The following is an 18,123-nucleotide window of genomic DNA, read 5'->3' on the forward strand; positions in this document are numbered from 1 at the left end:
TGCTCTGTGTTCCCTGCGCCAGCGGGGATGAAGGCCGGTAGACTGCCGAAAAGGCAGCTTAGAAGTAACAACCAGAATCTGAATGACTGCCGAAAAGGCAGCATTAAGCCCGCCATAGTGCGGGCTTTTGCATATCTATGGGGAAGCATGATTAATATAGCGAACAACGGTGAAGACATAGCGAGCACTAATTACTGGCAATCACCCCACGCAGCCAAGGGGCTGCTTTACTTGTCGGGCAATGCCAAAGTGTGGCGCCTACTACTACCGGCAAGCGCCGAAGGGGCGATGTTACCGGAAATGCGCACCGGCAAGCGCGGCGTGATAGAGCAGTCGATACAGCTACAAGGGTGCTGGGATATTGTGTTTGAGGACGGAACAGACAGCCCCTACGCCGTGTCACTGGACAAGAAGCAGGTGGATAGAGCGGTCGAATCAGGAAAATGCCACCTTGCGGTATGGACGGAAGGCGGCAAGGTGCTTGAATTGCCCTGCACGGTAAGGGCTTAGGCCTGCTTTAAGGGCTCGTTGGGGCGAAAGTCCGAGAATTGTGCGATAGCAGAATTGGCCGTTTCTACAGCTGCCACCTTGTTGGCCACCTCGATTAATGTGGCCAAATCTCCTTGATCCCGCGCGTTACGCCCCGCTTTTTCAAGCTCGCCGTATTGCTTTTCCAGCGCAAGCGTCCACCAGATTGTTTGCTTGGCGTGGCCGATCAGCGTTGCCGCTGCCTTCATTCGGTCGAGACAGACATAATCGGCAAGGCTTTCGCCTTCATCTAGCTGGAGCGCGTAGTGCTTGTCCAGCGCCTCGATTAGCTGCTCCGGGGAACCAGGTTCGTCCAGCAACACGCCAATCGCATGAACATCGAAGGGCTGGCTGGGCTTGTCGTCGCTATATAACGCATCTTCTTCTTCGCCAAGTGCTATCTTGATGATTTCCCATTTAATCGCCTTGGCGACGGCATCATGCACCGGGGAGAAAGCTGCGCACATCTTCTGTGCGGCGAATAGGATCGTGGTATTGCTCATGACTTATTCTCCAGTGCTTGACCGCTTATGGCTAGACTTGCTTAAAGCAACCGCTCGATGACCTTCATGGTTCTGCGGTCTTGCTTCATTTGAACGTTGGCGCTATAGATCGCTTGCAATATCAGGCTGTTTTTATCGCCACCACAGTCGCCACGGTTCACCGTTGCGGCGTAGTCAGCACTATCGCCTTCAAATTCCAGTCGTTCAATTAATGGGTGCTTGTTACGTGAGGTGCTGAGCGCCTTTTTTAGCTCGCGCAGCTCGCTCAGCATCAAAATGCAGGCATTGCATGCCATCAGATCAACCGTGCTTTTAGACTGCGCGGGCTGGTCGTCCATCCCAAACGCAGGGGCACCCGGCCCAAAGACGTTGGCTGACCGATGGTAGGCGCTGGCCGCAGCACTAACGGCATGCAGGAAAAGCTTGGTTTCGGCAGCACTTAGAGCCACGGCGTTCGCGCTCATGCTGTTACCCACCATGCGCACCTCAACCAAGCCCCAGTCAGCCGGGTCGATGTTTCTCTTTTTGGCCCATGCGCAGCCGTAACCTAAAACCTTCTCAGCCTCAGCTCCCTCTAGCTCCACAATAGACTCGATAGGGTAGTTTAAGCGGAGCACGTCACCCGTTCCCGAAGAGCGGTAGTGAACCGGCCCTCCTTCGGTCAATGGCCCTTCTGGAAACTCCAAGCGGGTACCTACCCAGCAAACACCTTGTTGCGGCTGGCAGTCGATGACTACGCCATCCAGCACGTACCAGTCGGTGAAGTCTTGGCCGTGGTCTTCCAGGGTTACTTTTTGTACCTTAATAGCCTGCATTACAGTTCCTTACCTTGTGTGGTGCTCGATACAGTCGCTTCGGCTTTCAAAAACAAGCTCGCGCCCGCTGAGTGACAAGGGAATATCCAGGTGGCGAGCAAGCCAGACAAACCCGTTTTCTGCCCCATTCAGGAGCATATGCCCCGCGCACTGGTGATCGGTTTTTTTATGGCAGACGAACGATTCAGCGGTGACAATCTCCGCCATCCGTTTCTCGCCAAGCCAGCCCTCCATGGCGTCTTTTCGAAAGGGGCAGTCGCGGCAGGGTTTTTTGATATAGGGCAGCCGGGGGCGCTGGTGACTCACTGCGCAGCCCCTTCAATCTTTTGCCGTAAAGCCTGCTTAATCAGATGAAACTCAGGGTCGCCCATATCCGTTTGCACATCATTGATACGGCGCGCGTGATTCATTAGCAGGATCGCGCGATGAACCCAGCCCCATGGCTCCAGCTTGTCGCCATTTTTCGCTTCAACCCACGCGCGAATTTCACCGCTATCAAATGAGTAGCCATCGCCCTCATAAGCGTAATGCACCTCGATAGCGCGCTTAACTGCATGACTGATCGCTACATAAAAATCCCAAACAGCCTCTTTCCACTGCTCGGAAGGCTCGAAGCCTTCGCGGATACCTGAAACACGCTGATAGCCGTCGCACTGCTCCATTTCAATGCCGCGTTCGGCCACTTCACCGGCTACTTCAAAAAAGGCAGCCGCTTGCTTAATCGAACGGGATAGGGCGTAGTCTGAAAGGCTCATTAGAGTAGTTCCTTGTGTGTTTTCGATAATCAGGTAGAGCCAGTCAGCTCTACCCTTTTTGCAGGTGCCTATGGGCCTATGCGTTCTCTTGTTTTATCCGGCTTACGGCTTGCTTCCAATCAGCAACGTACTCGATCAGCGTACCGTCATCGTGCGTTAGCTTAATGCCATCTTTATCGGCCCACAGCATGAACATGGCCAGGTCGTTATCGAACTCGTCCATAAAGTCGGTTGTAACATTGATGGAAGGAGTAACGTCGCCTGAGAAGTCTAGGAATTTAGACCAGCCTTTAGGCAGACGGCCTGCAAAGCACTTCAAAGCATCTTGCTGGTAGTCGGCAACCCAACGGCCAAGCTTGCGCTCGATATCCCCCAGCAAATCCTTCAATTCGCCCTGGTCATCGTAGCCAGCATTGAAAACAGTAACGCCTTTAGGATCGGTCACAATTAGCGAATCGACTGCATTGAAGTTAAAGCCTGAATCGCTCAAGAGCTGCATGGTTTCTGCGTTAAGGATGGTAGCGGTCATTTCTAGTACCTTGTGTGCGTTTTCGATGATTCCTATAGTAGGAATATATTACATCAAATGCAATATGTTTTGGCATAAAAAACCCGCCTTTTTAGGGCGGGCTAATCTGGGAAGGTGTTACGCGCTCTACTGGAGTATGAAACGCCCCAAGGCTCGCTGGCGTATTCGCCGGACTGACTCGAATAGGCCGCCGCTGTCGTTTATTTGATACTGGCCTTCGCCGTATTCACGCTCCATTACGCGGTTAGCCGCCTGCACTACGTCCGCCATGTTGACCACGCCACCACCAAACATATCGCCCCCGGCAGCGTTGTCGCGCTCCAGCTCTCCGCGTACAAACTCGGCCATGGCTTTGAATGCGGTGCTCAAGCGTCGCGAGCTGCGGTTATTTTGAGCGATAAAGATGGCCATGGCGGCAACGCCTGGTTCGATATCGCCAAAAAGGCCCATCTGGCTAACGTACTCGCTCACTTCCATGCCTTCACGCTTCGCTTGGCGCACGATGTTCGTAGCGTCGATCAGCGACTTCACGGCTTCATTTTCAAGCGATAGCGCGACCGACTGGGCTAGATTCTCGCTGACCTCCTGAGTGCCTGACTCGCTTGCCGCGCGCGCCTGAATAAACTCCGGGGCTGCTGCGGAAAGGGCGTTAATCACGTTGCGGTTTTCGGGCTTGGCGCTGTCAGCCATCAGCTCCAGCAGGCGCTCGTCAACGTAGGCCTTGGCAAACACAGCGGCTTGCAGGCGGGCGATTAGCGGGCCGGTATATTCGCCCGTGCTGGTTAGATACTGCGCGGCCTCAGCATCGCCTAGCGACTGCAAAAAGCCTTGGATGAAGCCCCGGTTGCTGGCTACCAGTAAATCGCCGTCTGCGCCTGGCTCGAACCGGCTCATTAGCTCCGGGGTGAGCCGGTTAGCGTCTGCGCGGGCTTTCTCAGTGGCCGTCATGGCTAGCTTATCGTCCTGGTTAGCCTCCACTGCAAACGTCGCCCGGTCGATGCTGCTGGTACGCACGCGCACCAACACTGGCGCATTCATCTTGGCAATTTGCGAGGGATTCAGGCCGTAGCTTGCGGCGTCCTCTACCAGCCAGGCTTTATACTCCCCAGCCATGCCCAGCCGGTACGCTTCCATGATGGCCAGCGTGCGACCGTTGCCGGATTCGACAATGCGATCCTTGCCAATGATGGGCGCGCCGCTGTCCGCCTTTTTGGTGCGCCCGAGCAAGCCGGGATCAAGGTCTTTGGCGGTTTTTTGTATCCAGGCACGGCTTGTGTCACGGCTGCGGTCGCGGGGCTGTAGCTCCTGCGGGAACGCAGCATTTTCGCGGCCATCCGGGGTGTGGCTGGCGATTAAGTCGCTCGCTTCCATGACAGTGAACTGCGTGGCCACGCGCGTACCTTTTGGCGTGCGAACGTCGCCCTCACGGCCACGGGGGCCGGGGAAGTCGTCGGGCTCTTCCTCGCCGCTGGTGCTGACCGGGGCCATCATGTAGTCACGGAAGGGCTTTTGCGTGTCGCCACGATCAAGCCAGGCTTTCAGCCCGGATACCGGCACCGGGGTGATACTGCCAAGCCCTCGCCAGCCTGCTTCGTAGTTGGCCAGGTAGCCCGCCTTGGCCGCCTGCTCTGACTCAAAGCCCAGCATGACCTTGTGCTCGTCAAACCCGCCACGGTCGTTGAGCTGATCTACCACATAGGCGGTTTCGGCTTCCGGGGTGCTGCCGATAAACACGTCCACGCTGTCACCGTCTGCGCCAATGGTGCCTTTGATATCGCCATAATGATGGGCGAGGGTGCTTTCCCAATCGTTGCCGTCTTCATCCACGCCGCGCCGGGTGGAGCCGCACGCATTCTCGATGGCGATGGTTAGGCCGTGGATCGTCGCCTTGCCCTTGCGATAGTTGCCCGCTTCGGCTTGCGCGGGGGTAGGGTTCGGATTGGTTTCAGCGGCAGCCGCCTCGATGGGGCTGCCGCCCAGCATATCGTTCTGGCCATAGCTTACGGCCACGTCGCTAACACTGTTACTGCCACTTAACCGGAAGTCGCCAAGGTCGTTATCAGCCTGGGCACGCCGCTCGGCTTCTTCTCTGCGTTCGCGCTGCTCGACCATTCGCTGGCGGGCCTTCTCGGCCTTCTCGGCAAGCTCGGATTCGCTGTAAGCGGAAAGCAGGGAGGCCGCGTTCGTGCCATTCAACACCGCCACCAGCTCGTCAAAGCTGGTAGCAGCGTGAACAGCACTTATCATGCTGCTCAGTATCATCAGGCGGCCTCTAACTCTTGCTGGTTGGCTTCGAGGTAGCCCAGGGCGGCCTCCTTGGCTCCATCCAGGTCTTCATCGGCAGAGTAGGCGGCTTTCAGCTTTTCGATAAACTCAGGCAGCGCCAGGTCGTTAAAATCACCGCGTGCGGCTTGGGCGGTAAGGGTTGGCAGGCGTGTGGCTGTGCTTTGCGGCTCGCTAGTCTCGGGTGCCTCGCCACCTGCCGTGGTTTCACGGGCCTTTTTCTGCATGGCGGGCCAAACATCTGCCAGTATTGCGGCCACGCTGCCGCCCACAATGCTAAAGCCAGCCTTCACCAGCGCCTCGCTTAGCGCCAGTTTTTCGGTTAGCGTGCGCGCAATACGCATCGCCTCGTTGGCATCGCCCCCCTGGATGGCGGCTGTGATGCGCTCATGGGCGGGTGGCTCTTCCTGCGCCACTTCCTCGCTGGCCTTAAACACTTCACCGACAGGCGCGCTCATTTGCATGCCGTCCGCCACGATCACGGCATGACGGCCATCGTCGGTAATGCCACGGAAATTACCGGAAATGGTGCCCATTTCATTACGCCATTCGACCGTATCGCCCACGCTGGTGTTGTCGGACGTGACGCTCTGCATGGCGGGCTCGCTCAGCCCCTCAAGGCGCTTCTGCACTTCCGTCAGCAGGCGGCCCGCCTCGCCATCATTGAGGCGTTCATCGGCATTGATCTCGCGCCAGAAACCATCGCCCTCTAGCTCGGCGCGGGTGCGCTCGGCATCCTGAATCCATGCTAGGTACTCGCTGTACTGCGCGGAATCCTGCGGGGCTGTCGGTGCCTCAGTCTGTCCGCCCAGCTTCGTCATATCGGCCTTGACCTGCTTTTGCAGTGCCATGCGTTCCCGCATGCCGACCTCGCCACCCCGAAGGGTAGCCAGGCTTTGCTTAACAGACTTTTGCAGGGTTAAGCGCTCACGCATTGAAAGTGCCATTTACGCGGCCTCCTGCTCAAGTAGGTGGGTAACGTGATCCGACGCGGCCAGCATATCGGGGTCGTTATCAATGTCGATGCCTGCGGCTTCGGCTTCGTCCATGAGCTTTTCCAGGGTGTCCATGGCTTCGGTGCTGTCAGTTTCGCTCAGTAGCGCTTGCAGGGCGGCGCTAATGCGGTCTTCCTCAGTGGGCGTGCTTTCGGACTCCGGCTCAGCTGGCGCCGGGGAGTCGTCTTGCTCTTCGGGGGCCGGTGCGTCGCCTTCTTCACTGGCAACGGGGGTCGGGTCGGCACTCGCCTGGCGCTGTGCTATAGCCGTGTAAAAATCCATATCGTTCCCGGTGACACTCCAGATAGCGTTGCGTCTAGCAAGGATGGGGCGGCCATGCTCGATGCTTTGCTGGGCAATCAGCAGTAGGGCGGCGTTCACTACGTCATCATTGCCGTTGCGGGCCTGCGTTTTCAGCTTGTTGGCAATAGAGCTGCTGAATAGCGAGCGGTTAAAGCCTTTGTCGGTGCCATTGTCGATACTACGGATCACGCTAATAGAGCGGCTAATGTCGCGGTAAAGGCTGCTATCAAGGGCTTCGAGGTTCTCCGGGGCAGTTTCTGCTACTTGGCCGGTCGATGCTACCAGGTCGGTGTGATGAAGCCGTGCTTCTACGCCATTCGACCAGCGCACCAGGTGTTCGCGAATAACCGGCCCCGTTCCTACATGGCCCACAATTTCGCCGGTCAGCGACGGATTGCTTTTCATGGCCACGGTGTCACCCTCGGCAAACTCACCATATGCAGCCACCTGCTCATTGTCGCTGTTGTAGTGGTTTGCTACCTCCTTAAAACCTTCGGGCATGCCGTCTTCGCCTGTAGGTATGCCGCTTTCACGCTCAGCCTGTTCAATGGCAACGCGGGCATCACGAATAGCGTCACGCACGGCCTGGTCTTCTTCCGGGCTTAGGTTGGCGTCGTTTTCCACCTCGATACCGATAGCGCCCACGTCCTTAGCGGTTTCAGCCTGCTCGATGCGGCTCAAGTAATCGGCTACTCGGTCGCTATTGCCTTCTGGTTCAGGCTGCGGCTTGGGCTCAGGCTGGCTAACCTTGAGGGTAGAGGGGTCGGCAGCGTTGTCTTGCGCCCACTTAATGGTCATACGATCAAACTTAGCGGCTACGGCGGCAGCGCCTTCCTCGCCTTTGCCTAGTGCGTCACGGCCATCAATGTCGAAAGCTTCCTCGAATCCGTTAATCAGCGCCAGGTAGCGACGCCGATCTTCATCGTTGCGGAAGGTGGCGGTAACAATGCGCTTGCCTTCGGGGTTGATGCTACCGGAAACACTGCCCCCCACGTCCTTACTGACGCTCAAGGGGTCGCCGCCGTCAGGGCGTAGGCTGTTGTCGCGGTTCCAGCCGTGATGCTCTTGCAGCGCTTTAAGGATTAACTCGGAGTAGTGGGGTTCGTCTTCTGCGCCAGCGGTGTCGCTGGGTTGCTCAGCCTGGCCACCAGCAAACTTGCCGTTCAGGTGCTCGGCGGTGCGGTTGATAAGCTGGCTCAAATTATCGCCATTGAGAACGGTCGCCCGATCCTCGGTAACGCCTGTAGCTTCATTTGTCAGGAAGATGGCCACCTCAGCGCGGCGGTCATTAATGATTAGGCGCGCGCTGCCGCTGTAGCCCCCTACGGCGGTGGCATCGCGGCGGATATGCACGCTCTCATTAGTGCTGGAATTTCCGCCCATTGTCTCAGCGCGGCGCATAACTTCGGCGGCTGTTTCAAATTCCAGCGTATGGCCAGCAGGGAGGTTAAGCTGGGCTTTTAGCGCTTCACCAAAAGCCTCCAGCGACTCCGCTATAGTGTTAGCTGCCACCTGGTGCAGGGCAGCCTCAATGCTGCTTTTGGATAGCCGCCCCTTGACCAGCGCAGCCACTTGGCCACCTACTACAACCTCCGTGCCGTTGTTGGTGCGGTTGTACTCGATGCCGTCGACTCGGTGGCCACGACCCATGCGTAGCGCGTCCAGGCCTGCCCGAGCGGCAACGCCCCGCGCAACATCGCCACCGGACGACGGCGTAACCGTGCTTTCGGCGCCCGCTCCACTGCCTTCTCGGTCGCCTTCGCCGTGAGCCCCTAAGCGCTTACGCAGGCGGGCAATGAGCGCATCGGCCTCCTCAATCTGCCCACTTAGATCGGCGTTTTGCTGTGTCAGCTTATCAACGGCTTCATTTTCTGCCGCCTGGTCGCGCTCCAGCTTGGCCAGCGCCTCGCTTTGCTCCTGGCGCTTCTCATTGTTCGCCTGGAATTTTTCGCTGTTCTCTTCCACAAGCTGCATGATGCGCCGGGCCATGGTTTGCAGGTTGATATCGCGACCGCGCTCCGGGGAGACAATGGCGGTAATGTCGCGGCGGTTCAGCATCCAGCGGTAGGCGATTAGCGTATCGTCGGCCACCAGCTTCATAGGATCACGCCCAGGGCTGTGAAACAGGATCGACACGGTTTGGCCATCGTCAAACGTGAACGTCACCGTCTTATACGCAAACAGGGCGTTTTTACGGTCGGGGCCGATGCTTGGGTAGTCGTAGGGCTTCACGTTGTTGCCGTGGCGAGCGAATACGCGCACCAGGGCACTCATGGTGCGATCCAAGCGGTTTTTAACGGCGGTAACGGCTTCGGCTATGAGTTGCACGCCGGGATTCAGCAGGGCGTCTGCGTCTTCCATGGTGCATGACTCAAGAATAAGCGCGGCACCGTCTGCGTCTGCCGTCAGGCGGTACATGGCGTCTGCCAGTTGGGCCGCCGTGAATGCGTCAGGGGTAATGATATGGTCGTGAATGCGCACGCCGGTACTGAAAGGGGTCATCGCATTATCTCCTTAGCTGGCAGCGGCTTGAACTTGCTGTTCAAGGGTCTGCAAAGTGGTGCGGCGCTCTTCCATGGCAGCGGCCAATGTCGCGTTCTCGCTTTCCAATTCGGCCCGCGTGGTGCGCAATTCAGCGACTTCGCTTTCCAATGCCTCGATACGCTTTCCACGCGGAAGCGAGCGCGCCTGTAGGTCTTCTGTGTTGACCTTGACGCGCTGCTGTTTTTTGCGCTGGGCCTTCTTCCAGGCGGGGGCGTTGCTGGCAGCCATGCGGGCCATTTCTTCAACGGCACCCTTCATGTTGTCTACCTGCTGAATGGGAATGATGCGGCTATTGAGCTGCACCTGGTACACGTCGCCATCGCCTTTGATGCGCAAGGTAATGCTCTGGCCATCCTGAAAGTAGAAGCGAGCCATTTTGGTAGCAAAACCGGACATACGGCGGGAGCGGTTGTTGGCTTCAATGTCCGAAACAGATAGCCCGGCCTTCTCAAACTGCTGTTTGACTGAGGCGAGGCCGTCTGCGTCGAAGTTATTGAAGTCAAACGTCACGTAGTTTTGACGCATGATTCCCTCGGGGGTAACTATTTACGGGCATTAGGTAACTAATTGTAACCTAGCAAGTAAAGAATTACCTCACAGGGAAGGATAGGTAAGCGTAAGCAGTGAAGCCTTGTTCACTGGAAGCAGAAAGGTAGGGGCAGGTGGCCATCACTTGGGAGTCCGCGTTGTAAAACGCCAGCGTGTCGAAGTCGCCCGCGCCAGGCGGTATATCGCAGATAAATAGGATCACGCCATTAGAGACATAACGGCGCAATATGCCGTGATGCACTACGTCTGCTGGCTGGGGCGTGGCGCCGCCCGTTAGCGCCGCCACAAAGGTTTCCAGGGCTACCGGCTCCGCGCCGGTAGCCATCGCGTTAAAAACGGCTGTGTAATACGCCGGTAGCGGCTCTGCACGGCGCCACATTAGATGCGCGCCGCCTTTTCTACGGTCATCAAGCGATCAAGCATGCTGACCTGGCGCTCCATGGTAGTAATAGCAGCCGTGGTGATAGACGCCATGGCCATAATGGATGCTTCTTCCGCTTCTTTTGCATCGGCCTTCTCTTGCTTGGCGCGCAGCCTGTTTTCGCTAATCTGATTGGCCAGTGAGTCAGCAAGGGAGCGGGCTGTCTGCTCAGCTTGTTCTCGTGCATCGTCCGCGTCTTGCTTGGATTCATCCCGATGCAGCAAGAAACGGTGCATCTGATCAATTTGCGCGGTGGCCATTTGCGCTAGCGTTTCATCCACACGCACCGTTTTGGGCAAGTGGCGCTCTTGGGTTTCGACCTGCCAGGCGCTGCCGGTATCCGCCACTTTACACAACACCAGGTGATGCGCTTCCGGCTTAGCGACGGCCACCAGGCGGGCTATCGTGGTCATGCCCATCTGATAACGCGCGTCGATCACCACGTAAGGCTTGGCCGCAGTGGGCTCAATGCTTTCAGGTGCCGTTAAGCGCACCGTGATGGAGTAGCCATTGCTCTCCACTACGGCAGTGTTGTTGGCGCCTTGTTCGCCTACGGTGACGCTATAGCCATTGGCGCTACAGTCAAAGCCCTCATAAACGCCGGTTGGGATAATGCCCGTGAACTTCCGGTTGAGCGCGTGCGAGACGTACTGCTCGCGCCACTGAATATCCGCTTGCAGCATGGCTTATCCTCCGAAAGCGACCGGCGCGTTGTGGCCAACGTGCGGGAAGTCAATGTAGGTGAACGTGGTATGACGGTTAGACGGCACTACCCATGCAGGCAGGTCGATACTGACCGCGATCAGGTCGTCGGCATTGTCGTAAATCGCCGTCAAGCTGTACTGGTGAGGCTGGGTAATGTAGCCATCCGGCATGAAGCAGGTCGCAATGATGCGCCCATCCTTGAATGTCAGCTCTGGCACGCCTTCAAAAAAGACGTTGGGGATATCTTCAAGGTCATCGGGCACGTCCAGAATCATGGGGGGAGACTGGCTTTCGTCCAGAAACCCATAGCCCATTTTGAACTTGGCGATCTGACGGCATGGCCCCTTGCCAATCATGGCGTTACCAATGCTGTCGTAAAAGCGAGGCATGATTTTCGCGGTCTGCCAATTAATCGCTTCTGACATTAGGCTTCCTCATAGTGCATATCTAGTGGGGCCACATCGCCTGGTAAATCATCGAAGGCGGGGCCGGTAAGCAGGCGTTGCGTTGTGCTCATAGAGGTAAGCCGCTCTTTAGCCTGGCCACCCGCAATCGGCGTCAAAGTAACGTCCCTTTTGCGCTCATTGTAACAGTTTGTAACTGAGGGTAGCGAATAAATGCCGCGTGGCGCCCTGGGGGTGCGCAGCGCTATAGCCGCCTCGCTAGCATGGCGCCAGTGAACAAGGTTCGTTACGCGCGAGGCTGCTGCGCCCTCGACGCCCTCAGCACCCCAGTACGTGCTCTCTATGGCCTGTCCTAAATCAAGCCCCCATGGTGGCATCGCCCAGAAAGCGGCCTTTGCCTGGCCGCCCCGTACTTGCTGCGTCCAGCCAGGGAAGGGGGCGCCGTGCCAGGTGTCCGTCAGTTGATCGTCCGCTCGCAGCACGTCGAACGGATAACGCCCTAGCGTCCAGTATGCAGGCGCTATCTGCTTCAAAGCCTCCTGCGCTCCCTGAGAAGCCAGCGACGTGCGAATTTGAGCGATAGGCTGGTGGTGGTGGCCGAGCACGCCAAATGGCTGACGCTGAGTGCCTTCGGTGCCTACAAGCCCCCAGTAGGCGCCGTCGATAGTCGCGCCAGCATCCAAGCCCCAAAGCGGCATCGACCACGACAACAACCCTTTGGATTTATGGCGGGTGTCGCGAACGCCTATCAGGGGCCGCTGGTCAAGATGCTCGCCGTCTTGAGCGTCGTCATCCAGGTAGCGCGTACCCAGGCCAAACCAAAGCGGCTGCACGTTCTCTGAATGCCGGTAAAGCACGACCGGAAGCTCAAAAAACGTGCGAAAAACGCTGAAAAAGTATTCCCCATCATGCACAACATGGGCAGGGCGCAGCACGTCAACCTTGCGCTTTACGGCAGCACTAAAGGCCAGCGTGTCGTAGCCTACGGAATGAATACCGTGCAAGTTGGCCAGCACCACGCCGCGATAGGTGCGGAAGTAGTCGCGACGATCCAGGCCCATGAGGTGTATGTCGTGCCGGGTTAGAAACTCCCCGGCGCCATAGGGCTTGTTCTTCGGGGCGAACAATGGCTCCCAGCGCACGTCCAGGCCAGAGAAGTCGCGGGATAGCACTTGTCCCAGGACTGCGGCGTTATCCTTGCGGTGTATCTCATACGAACGCCAGGCGTAAGCGAAGGCCCGGTTGCCGTCGATAATCGGCATGCCTACTTCAAACTGCACGCCCGCTTCCCTAAGCAAAGCCTCCACGTCTTCGTCGTGGGCAGTGAACACGCTGCGCATCTGCTCGATGCGCTCAATGGCCGGAGTGTTGTATGTGTCCCAGTAGGTTTCTAGGGCAACAGCCAGATCGTGCCAGCGCGGCTGTGATTGCTTGTAAGGCGTTAGCCGGTCAACTAACCATCCCATTTTTCGTACCCCACCTTGATGTCAGAAAGCTGCCAATCGAGGTAAGGCAGGTCGTCCAGGCCGTTGCTACTGGTGTCGCCAAACAGCTCCACAATGAAGTCGCCCTCTTCGTTACGCCCCTGCTCAAAGTAACCAGTGGCGTTAAGTAGGCGATAGAAGTCTTTAAGCTTCACCTTGCTCCGGCGCTCGCGGCTATCCTTGCCGTAGTGCCGTTCTAGCAGCGTGCGCACCTCACTCTCCACACGACCCTTGGGAAGGCTGCGGACAATGCGGCCTTTGAGGCGCACCATGAAGGGCTTCGGGTTAGGGGGCACGGCTTCATATTCGCGGCTGATAGGTTTCTCAAGGCGGTCGGTTATTTCCGCCATAATGTCGGGCCGTTCAGGGGCGTAAGCGCTTACGAAAATCTTGCCGATGTTATCCAGGCTCATGCCGTGCGCTTTCTCTTGTTCCTGTTCTCCCCACACGTTCACCCATACCACCTCCGGCCACTGGCGGCGAATCTGAAAAGCGTAGTCATCGCGCCAGGTTAATTGCTCGTCAAACAGCGGGTAGTACAGGGCGTTGCGGCGTATTTCCTCGATATCCTCCTGGGGCTTTCCACCGACGATGGCCGTGTAGGTGCGCGCCTGCACTCTGCCTACGTTGGTGTCGTCACTGCCGCTCAGATAGCGCAGCTCCTGACCGGCCAGTAGCTCCGTTTCGCCGCGCGTCACCTTGGCATACACCACTACGCTATCGCCGCCCTTGGGCATCTTGCCGAACGTGCCGTTACCAAAGCGAATGCCGATTTCATCAAGCGGCGAGTAAAATTCATCATAGGCCCGGCTGGAACCATTGGTATTCATTAAGCGGGGCATCATGCTCCACACCTCGCCGCCCACGCGAACCTCAAGCTGACTCACCTGTATGGAGTTTTCACGCTCCAGGGTGATTTCATAAAAGGGGCTTGTTTCTGCGACCGTGAAGGCGTAGCGGGCGTCTTCCCACTGGCACATCTCAAATACGGCAGTGCCACCAGCCGGAATAACGGCGTCATCGAGCAGCTGGTAGGGCAGCTGGTTTGGCCCTAGCCACGTCGAACCTGCCGGAAACGATACCGGGGCCGCTCCTGCATTGGTAAACGCTACACTGCCACGGCTCGGCGTGGGCTTTCTCGGCACGTACTGGCGGCCTTCCGAGTGTGCAAGCACGCTACTGCGGTCGCTCGCTGTCGACAGAAAACCCTCCTGGTGAACACGCTCAGAACGCCAGTTAGCCTGGCGAAGCGCCCAGGACTGAAATAGCGACATACCCTCGACAATCTGGCTATCGGTTAATCGCTCATAGCCGGGAAGGCCGGTCAGTATCCGTTTGAACTCATTGTGGGCGGCTTGCTCGTCTATAAATTGATCAGAAAAGGCCACGGGCCACCTCACTTCCTAATGTAATGGGCTGCTGGAAACGTCCCAGCATGTGGTGAATTTCAACGTTGCACAGGTCTTTGCCGATAAAGGCCACGCCCACTCGCCGTACCGTTACGTCACGCACATCGCGCGGCAGCTTGCGGACGATGGCCATTTCCAGTTGCAACGCCAATAAGGGGGATTCCGGGTCATGCCAGAAAGGGCGCAGGTTGTGCCCCCAGGCTGGATTATCCGCAACCGTGCCTTCGGGCGTGGCCATCCACTCCGCGATGCGGTTGTTAAGCGCATCACCATCGACATGCTCTTGAATACCGGACTCGTTCATATCCAAGAAGTGATCTAACTCGTTAAATAAACTCATTAAAGTCTGTCCATCGCCATCAGGGTTAGCACGGGATCGGTAAAGCCAGTCTGGATATCGTTCAAGCCAGCACCACTGGTACCGCCGCGCGGGGCTACCGGGTTTCCATCACTTCGACCGTCGCTAGATGCGCCTTTCTGCGCCGCCAGAGCGGGCTGGGAAGCGCTCGGCTCCCTACGTTCGCGAGGGCTTCTGCCCGGTGCGGGCGCTGCCGGGGCAGGGTGGAAGGCCTTGGCGGCCTGGCGATCATCTATTGGGCTTACGGGCTCGCTGGGTAGCGTTGGCTCCACAGGGGCAGCAACGCCGTTTACCGCATATCCTACGGCTGCCTCCACGGTCATAGGCCGGGCATCCGCTTCTAGGGCTGGCGCAGTCGTTGGCTCGCCTGAAAGGGCGGCGGGGGTTGATTCGCCTTGCTCTCCATCGACCGCGGCTAACTGGCTTGCCTCTTGGCTACGGGTTTCAGCGGCGTTGGCTTGAGATATCGCGCGCACGTCTTCACGCTCACGGGCGTAGCGATCCCGAGTGGCGCTAGGGGAAGCGAACTGACTCGCGTAGTCGCCACGGGCGTCATACAGGGCGTCGATTACTTCATCTTCGCTGGCGCCTTCACCGATCCGGCTCATGGCGTCGTCAATGATCTTGCGATTACCGGCGCCGGAATGCTGTACCGACTGGGAGTAAAGCGCCTCCTGTATAGCCTCGCTCTCGGTGTCCATGCCTTGTGTGGCGGCGTAGTTCGCTACCGGGTCATAGTGGGTGCGAGCAATAAACGCATGCTGGGCATCAGCAAAGCCGTCTGCGTCGCGCTCAGCGACCTCTCGATACTTAGCGGAAAATTCGTTAGAACCGGCCCGCATGCCTGCAAACTCTTCGCGGTAGGCCTCGCCTTCGCGGGAGTCCAGAAACGCCTGCATTGTGCCTGTATTCGAGGCTAACTGGTGCTTGCCATAAGACACGCCGCCCGCATCATCAATGCCGGTTGAAACGGTCGACACACCGCGCCCACCTGACTCGTACTTTTCTGCTACACGCCCGAAGTCATCGCGCTCAATCAGGCTGGTGTCGGTGCTGGCACTACGGGAACCGCTGCTTGCCGCTTGCGAAGCCCTTGCGCCTGCGCCAGGCATTGCACTGAATGACTGAGGCGCCTGGGGGGATTGCTGGGCTGGCTGGCCACCACCTGAAAACCACGTCATCGGGTTGTACCAGGCACGCTCCCTAGACTCTTTGCGCTGCAAACGATCTTCGCGCTCGTCCAGCGCTTTACGGGCCTCTTCCTCGACGTTATCCATGGTGTCAGCAACGGCTTCACCGACATTACGCCCCGCTTTCTCGCCGCCCCAGGCGCCCAGCGCGCCGCCCACAATAGCGCCTAAAAAACCTACTACGGCGGTGCCCACTACAGGTACAACAGAGCCTGCCGCAGCCCCCATAGCACCACCAGCAGCGGCCCCAGCCATAGCGCCACCACCAGCCCCTACGCCGGAGCCGGTAGATATGGCCTGTTTCTGCTTGTCGGTTAGGTCTTCACGTTCGGCCAATTCATTCTGGGTATCCCGATAGGATAAGTAGCCGGTCACTGGCGCCGCTGCCCAGCCCAGCAGCCGTGAACCACCTCGCGCCACGCTGGCGCCTGCACTTACAGCGCGTGATCCTACGTTTTGGGCACCGGCTAGTAGCCGCGATCCTAAGCCACCAGCATTGGCCGCGCCTTGCTGGGCGGCAGTAACACCGCGCGCGGCGGTAGCTGTGTTGGTAGTGGCAGCAGTAGCGGCGGTAGCCGTAGTCGCGTTGGTGGCAGCACGGGCAGTGTTGCTTGTAGCACTGGCGTTCCCGGTCGTTCTGGCCGTAGCACCCCCGGTGGCATTAGCCCCAGCAGCGGGGGCTCTTCCGCGCAAACGATCCCAGGTACGGCCTATCCGGCCACGACCGCCTCGATTAGCGCCGCCACGGCCACCGCGAGCACCGCCCCGCGCAAAAGGATTGCGAAACGGAAATAACCCGCCACCGCCGCCACCTGGTCGAATGCCCTCTACGGCCTCCACCACGTCCTCAAAGCCCTGCGCATTAGCGTCGGATAAGGCCTCCAGGGTTTCAGTGGTTTCTTTGTGCTGTTTTTCCGACTCGGCAGTAGTAGTACGGTGCTCTTCTTCCCGCGCTTCTGACTCAGCAACGCTTAGCGAATAGTCCTCTTCATGCTGGTGCTTGGCGTCCCGCGCCTGACGGTCACTGGCTAGGCTATCACTGCTTTCTGAACTCTTTTTCTCGCCGCTCGGCGTAGCTGTATCTTGAGGCTGGCCATCGCTCTTTTTGGGCTGACCGTCAGCATCCTTTGCGCGCTTTTTATCCCACTGTGCTGTCGCCCACTTATAAAGCTCCCGCCCCTTGGAATCCTCGCCAGCCAGCTCTTGGAACCCGTTATAAACCTCTTTGGCAGCGGTGTAATAGGCATTGCCGACCGCCGTGCCCACGCCGTCTGTAGCGTCGCCCTGGTTGGCTAGCGTGCCATGAGCGACTTCACCCAGCTTGCCCAATAGCGAATCGGTCTTTTCCTCTCGCTTTGCCTGCTGGCGCTCTTCGCGTGTTTTGGCCTGTGCAAGCTCGGCCTTCGACATTCCCGCTTTTTCATCACGGGATAAGAATTGACCGCTATCGCCACGCAGCGGCAGTTTTCGCAGCTCGTCTGCGCTTAGTGGCTTGGCGGCTGGCTTGGCATCAGCGGTTGCTTCACGACTGCCGACGGGCTTCTCGGGGGGTGATCGACGCTCTTTGCCAGCATTGGCCAGCTGCTCACTAGGCTTGCCCTGACTGCGTTCAGCGGGCGTCGTCGAGGCCCGACCGTGAAGGGCGTCAACGCTTGCAGAAACACTGTCCGCCGGAACGTTCGATAATTTGATGGGGGGCAGCGAACGGTCAGCTTGCCGCTCGATGCGCTTCACCCGGTAAATCTGCTGGCGTAGACCGCTAATATTGCCGGTCGCGCCAGCGGCCCCTAACCGATTAGCGCGACCAGGTGCGGCTAACGCGCTGGCACCTTCGGGCTTAGGCGAGGCCGATGGCCGCCCCACACGCTCGGCCCGAGCAGTACCTGGCGTGCTCAAAGCGGTATTGCGCTCGATACGCTGCAATGCTGCCAAAACACCGTTGCGCGCGGGGTCTAAGAGCCCCATTTCAGGGCTGACAGATTGGAAAGCAGCACTCGACAGCAACGTTTGGACTTGCGTAGCTACACTGCTGCCAGATAAAGAAGTCGCCCCCGTAGTCCGCTGGCTACGGTCAATTCGGGCATCAACCGTAGATGCTGCCACGTTAAGCGTAACCGACACCTCTTTGGCTGCGCTTGTACCAAGGGGCTTGGCGTCCCGTTCTTCTTTAGGTGGCTCAGCCTTTACTTCTTGGGGGGCACTAACGTCTACCGTGGCGACTGCATCGCTTTCAGTTTCTTTTGCATAGCCTTCTCTAAGCTTAGTGCGACCGACTTGGGCATCTGTAGAACGCTCGCTGCGTCCTGAGTCGCCCACAGCGCCAGGTTGTTGATGATTATCAGCCATGA

The 18,123-nt window shown here is 58.2% G+C and carries 17 protein-coding genes; 1 reads left to right on the plus strand and 16 read right to left on the minus strand.

The genetic code is table 11. From position 1 onward, the window contains the following. Window positions 1–147: 147 nt before the first annotated feature. Complete coding sequence (locus tag ACT3R7_RS11965; RefSeq protein WP_496199183.1) at window positions 148–510, plus strand: hypothetical protein; 363 nt, start codon at window positions 148–150, stop codon at window positions 508–510. Here ACT3R7_RS11965 and ACT3R7_RS11970 read toward each other — a convergent pair. From ACT3R7_RS11970 to ACT3R7_RS12045, 16 genes are all read right to left on the minus strand, one after another. After that, on the minus strand, window positions 507–1,031 hold the full coding sequence (locus ACT3R7_RS11970) for a hypothetical protein (RefSeq protein WP_496199184.1): 525 nt from the start codon (window positions 1,029–1,031) through the stop codon (window positions 507–509). The two genes, ACT3R7_RS11965 and ACT3R7_RS11970, sit on opposite strands and share 4 nt — an antisense overlap. A gap of 41 nt (window positions 1,032–1,072) precedes the next feature. Then, complete coding sequence (locus tag ACT3R7_RS11975; protein ID WP_496199185.1) at window positions 1,073–1,846, minus strand: hypothetical protein; 774 nt, start codon at window positions 1,844–1,846, stop codon at window positions 1,073–1,075. Between the two features lie 9 nt (window positions 1,847–1,855). Further along, window positions 1,856–2,152, minus strand: a complete 297-nt coding sequence (locus ACT3R7_RS11980) for a DUF6283 family protein (protein WP_496199186.1) — start codon at window positions 2,150–2,152, stop codon at window positions 1,856–1,858. Continuing rightward, a complete protein-coding gene (locus tag ACT3R7_RS11985) occupies window positions 2,149–2,601 on the minus strand; it encodes a hypothetical protein (RefSeq protein ID WP_496199187.1) in 453 nt (150 codons plus the stop codon). The genes ACT3R7_RS11980 and ACT3R7_RS11985 overlap by 4 nt, the downstream gene beginning before the upstream one ends. A 76-nt stretch (window positions 2,602–2,677) precedes the next feature. Then, window positions 2,678–3,130, minus strand: coding sequence for a hypothetical protein (locus ACT3R7_RS11990; RefSeq protein ID WP_496199188.1), 453 nt, complete (start codon window positions 3,128–3,130; stop codon window positions 2,678–2,680). A 126-nt stretch (window positions 3,131–3,256) separates the two neighbouring features. Continuing rightward, window positions 3,257–5,392, minus strand: coding sequence for a hypothetical protein (locus ACT3R7_RS11995; protein ID WP_496199189.1), 2,136 nt, complete (start codon window positions 5,390–5,392; stop codon window positions 3,257–3,259). Beyond that, the gene (locus tag ACT3R7_RS12000) at window positions 5,392–6,360 is read right to left on the minus strand and encodes a hypothetical protein (RefSeq protein WP_496199190.1); all 969 of its coding nucleotides are present in this window, start codon (window positions 6,358–6,360) and stop codon (window positions 5,392–5,394) included. Before ACT3R7_RS12000 ends, ACT3R7_RS11995 begins: the two co-directional genes overlap by 1 nt. Continuing rightward, entirely contained in the window at window positions 6,361–9,213 is a 2,853-nt protein-coding gene (locus ACT3R7_RS12005; protein ID WP_496199191.1) for a hypothetical protein, read from the minus strand. Window positions 9,214–9,225: 12 nt separating this feature from the next. After that, entirely contained in the window at window positions 9,226–9,780 is a 555-nt protein-coding gene (locus tag ACT3R7_RS12010) for a hypothetical protein (RefSeq protein ID WP_496199192.1), read from the minus strand. A gap of 64 nt (window positions 9,781–9,844) precedes the next feature. Beyond that, entirely contained in the window at window positions 9,845–10,183 is a 339-nt protein-coding gene (locus ACT3R7_RS12015) for a hypothetical protein (RefSeq protein WP_496199193.1), read from the minus strand. Then, window positions 10,183–10,908 (minus strand): hypothetical protein, encoded by a 726-nt coding sequence (locus ACT3R7_RS12020; protein WP_496199194.1) that lies wholly within the window; start codon window positions 10,906–10,908, stop codon window positions 10,183–10,185. The genes ACT3R7_RS12015 and ACT3R7_RS12020 overlap by 1 nt, the downstream gene beginning before the upstream one ends. Window positions 10,909–10,911: 3 nt before the next feature. Then, a complete protein-coding gene (locus ACT3R7_RS12025; protein ID WP_496199195.1) occupies window positions 10,912–11,355 on the minus strand; it encodes a hypothetical protein in 444 nt (147 codons plus the stop codon). Then, a complete protein-coding gene (locus tag ACT3R7_RS12030) occupies window positions 11,355–12,800 on the minus strand; it encodes a hypothetical protein (RefSeq protein WP_496199196.1) in 1,446 nt (481 codons plus the stop codon). Before ACT3R7_RS12030 ends, ACT3R7_RS12025 begins: the two co-directional genes overlap by 1 nt. Beyond that, window positions 12,788–14,206 carry a hypothetical protein gene (locus ACT3R7_RS12035; protein ID WP_496199197.1) on the minus strand — a complete coding sequence of 473 codons (1,419 nt, stop codon included), beginning with the start codon at window positions 14,204–14,206 and terminating at the stop codon, window positions 12,788–12,790. Before ACT3R7_RS12035 ends, ACT3R7_RS12030 begins: the two co-directional genes overlap by 13 nt. Continuing rightward, window positions 14,193–14,567, minus strand: a complete 375-nt coding sequence (locus ACT3R7_RS12040) for a hypothetical protein (RefSeq protein ID WP_496199198.1) — start codon at window positions 14,565–14,567, stop codon at window positions 14,193–14,195. Before ACT3R7_RS12040 ends, ACT3R7_RS12035 begins: the two co-directional genes overlap by 14 nt. Further along, on the minus strand, window positions 14,567–18,121 hold the full coding sequence (locus ACT3R7_RS12045) for a VgrG-related protein (RefSeq protein ID WP_496199199.1): 3,555 nt from the start codon (window positions 18,119–18,121) through the stop codon (window positions 14,567–14,569). Before ACT3R7_RS12045 ends, ACT3R7_RS12040 begins: the two co-directional genes overlap by 1 nt. Window positions 18,122–18,123 lie beyond the last annotated feature (2 nt).

This window comes from Halomonas sp. AOP43-A1-21, assembly GCF_052376775.1.
GTDB lineage: Bacteria > Pseudomonadota > Gammaproteobacteria > Pseudomonadales > Halomonadaceae > Vreelandella > Vreelandella colorata.

What these genes read in the sequence shown, in the direction of transcription:
- ACT3R7_RS12045 (WP_496199199.1), bottom strand. Translation starts at nt 18,121, where the DNA reads ATGGCTGATAATCATCAACAACCTGGCGCTGTGGGCGACTCAGGACGC.
- ACT3R7_RS12040 (WP_496199198.1), bottom strand. Translation starts at nt 14,567, where the DNA reads ATGAGTTTATTTAACGAGTTAGATCACTTCTTGGATATGAACGAGTCC.
- ACT3R7_RS11990 (WP_496199188.1), bottom strand. Translation starts at nt 3,130, where the DNA reads ATGACCGCTACCATCCTTAACGCAGAAACCATGCAGCTCTTGAGCGAT.
- ACT3R7_RS11995 (WP_496199189.1), bottom strand. Translation starts at nt 5,392, where the DNA reads ATGATACTGAGCAGCATGATAAGTGCTGTTCACGCTGCTACCAGCTTT.
- ACT3R7_RS12030 (WP_496199196.1), bottom strand. Translation starts at nt 12,800, where the DNA reads ATGGGATGGTTAGTTGACCGGCTAACGCCTTACAAGCAATCACAGCCG.
- ACT3R7_RS12015 (WP_496199193.1), bottom strand. Translation starts at nt 10,183, where the DNA reads ATGTGGCGCCGTGCAGAGCCGCTACCGGCGTATTACACAGCCGTTTTT.
- ACT3R7_RS12020 (WP_496199194.1), bottom strand. Translation starts at nt 10,908, where the DNA reads ATGCTGCAAGCGGATATTCAGTGGCGCGAGCAGTACGTCTCGCACGCG.
- ACT3R7_RS11965 (WP_496199183.1), top strand. Translation starts at nt 148, where the DNA reads ATGATTAATATAGCGAACAACGGTGAAGACATAGCGAGCACTAATTAC.
- ACT3R7_RS12005 (WP_496199191.1), bottom strand. Translation starts at nt 9,213, where the DNA reads ATGACCCCTTTCAGTACCGGCGTGCGCATTCACGACCATATCATTACC.
- ACT3R7_RS11975 (WP_496199185.1), bottom strand. Translation starts at nt 1,846, where the DNA reads ATGCAGGCTATTAAGGTACAAAAAGTAACCCTGGAAGACCACGGCCAA.
- ACT3R7_RS12025 (WP_496199195.1), bottom strand. Translation starts at nt 11,355, where the DNA reads ATGTCAGAAGCGATTAATTGGCAGACCGCGAAAATCATGCCTCGCTTT.
- ACT3R7_RS11970 (WP_496199184.1), bottom strand. Translation starts at nt 1,031, where the DNA reads ATGAGCAATACCACGATCCTATTCGCCGCACAGAAGATGTGCGCAGCT.
- ACT3R7_RS12010 (WP_496199192.1), bottom strand. Translation starts at nt 9,780, where the DNA reads ATGCGTCAAAACTACGTGACGTTTGACTTCAATAACTTCGACGCAGAC.
- ACT3R7_RS12000 (WP_496199190.1), bottom strand. Translation starts at nt 6,360, where the DNA reads ATGGCACTTTCAATGCGTGAGCGCTTAACCCTGCAAAAGTCTGTTAAG.
- ACT3R7_RS11985 (WP_496199187.1), bottom strand. Translation starts at nt 2,601, where the DNA reads ATGAGCCTTTCAGACTACGCCCTATCCCGTTCGATTAAGCAAGCGGCT.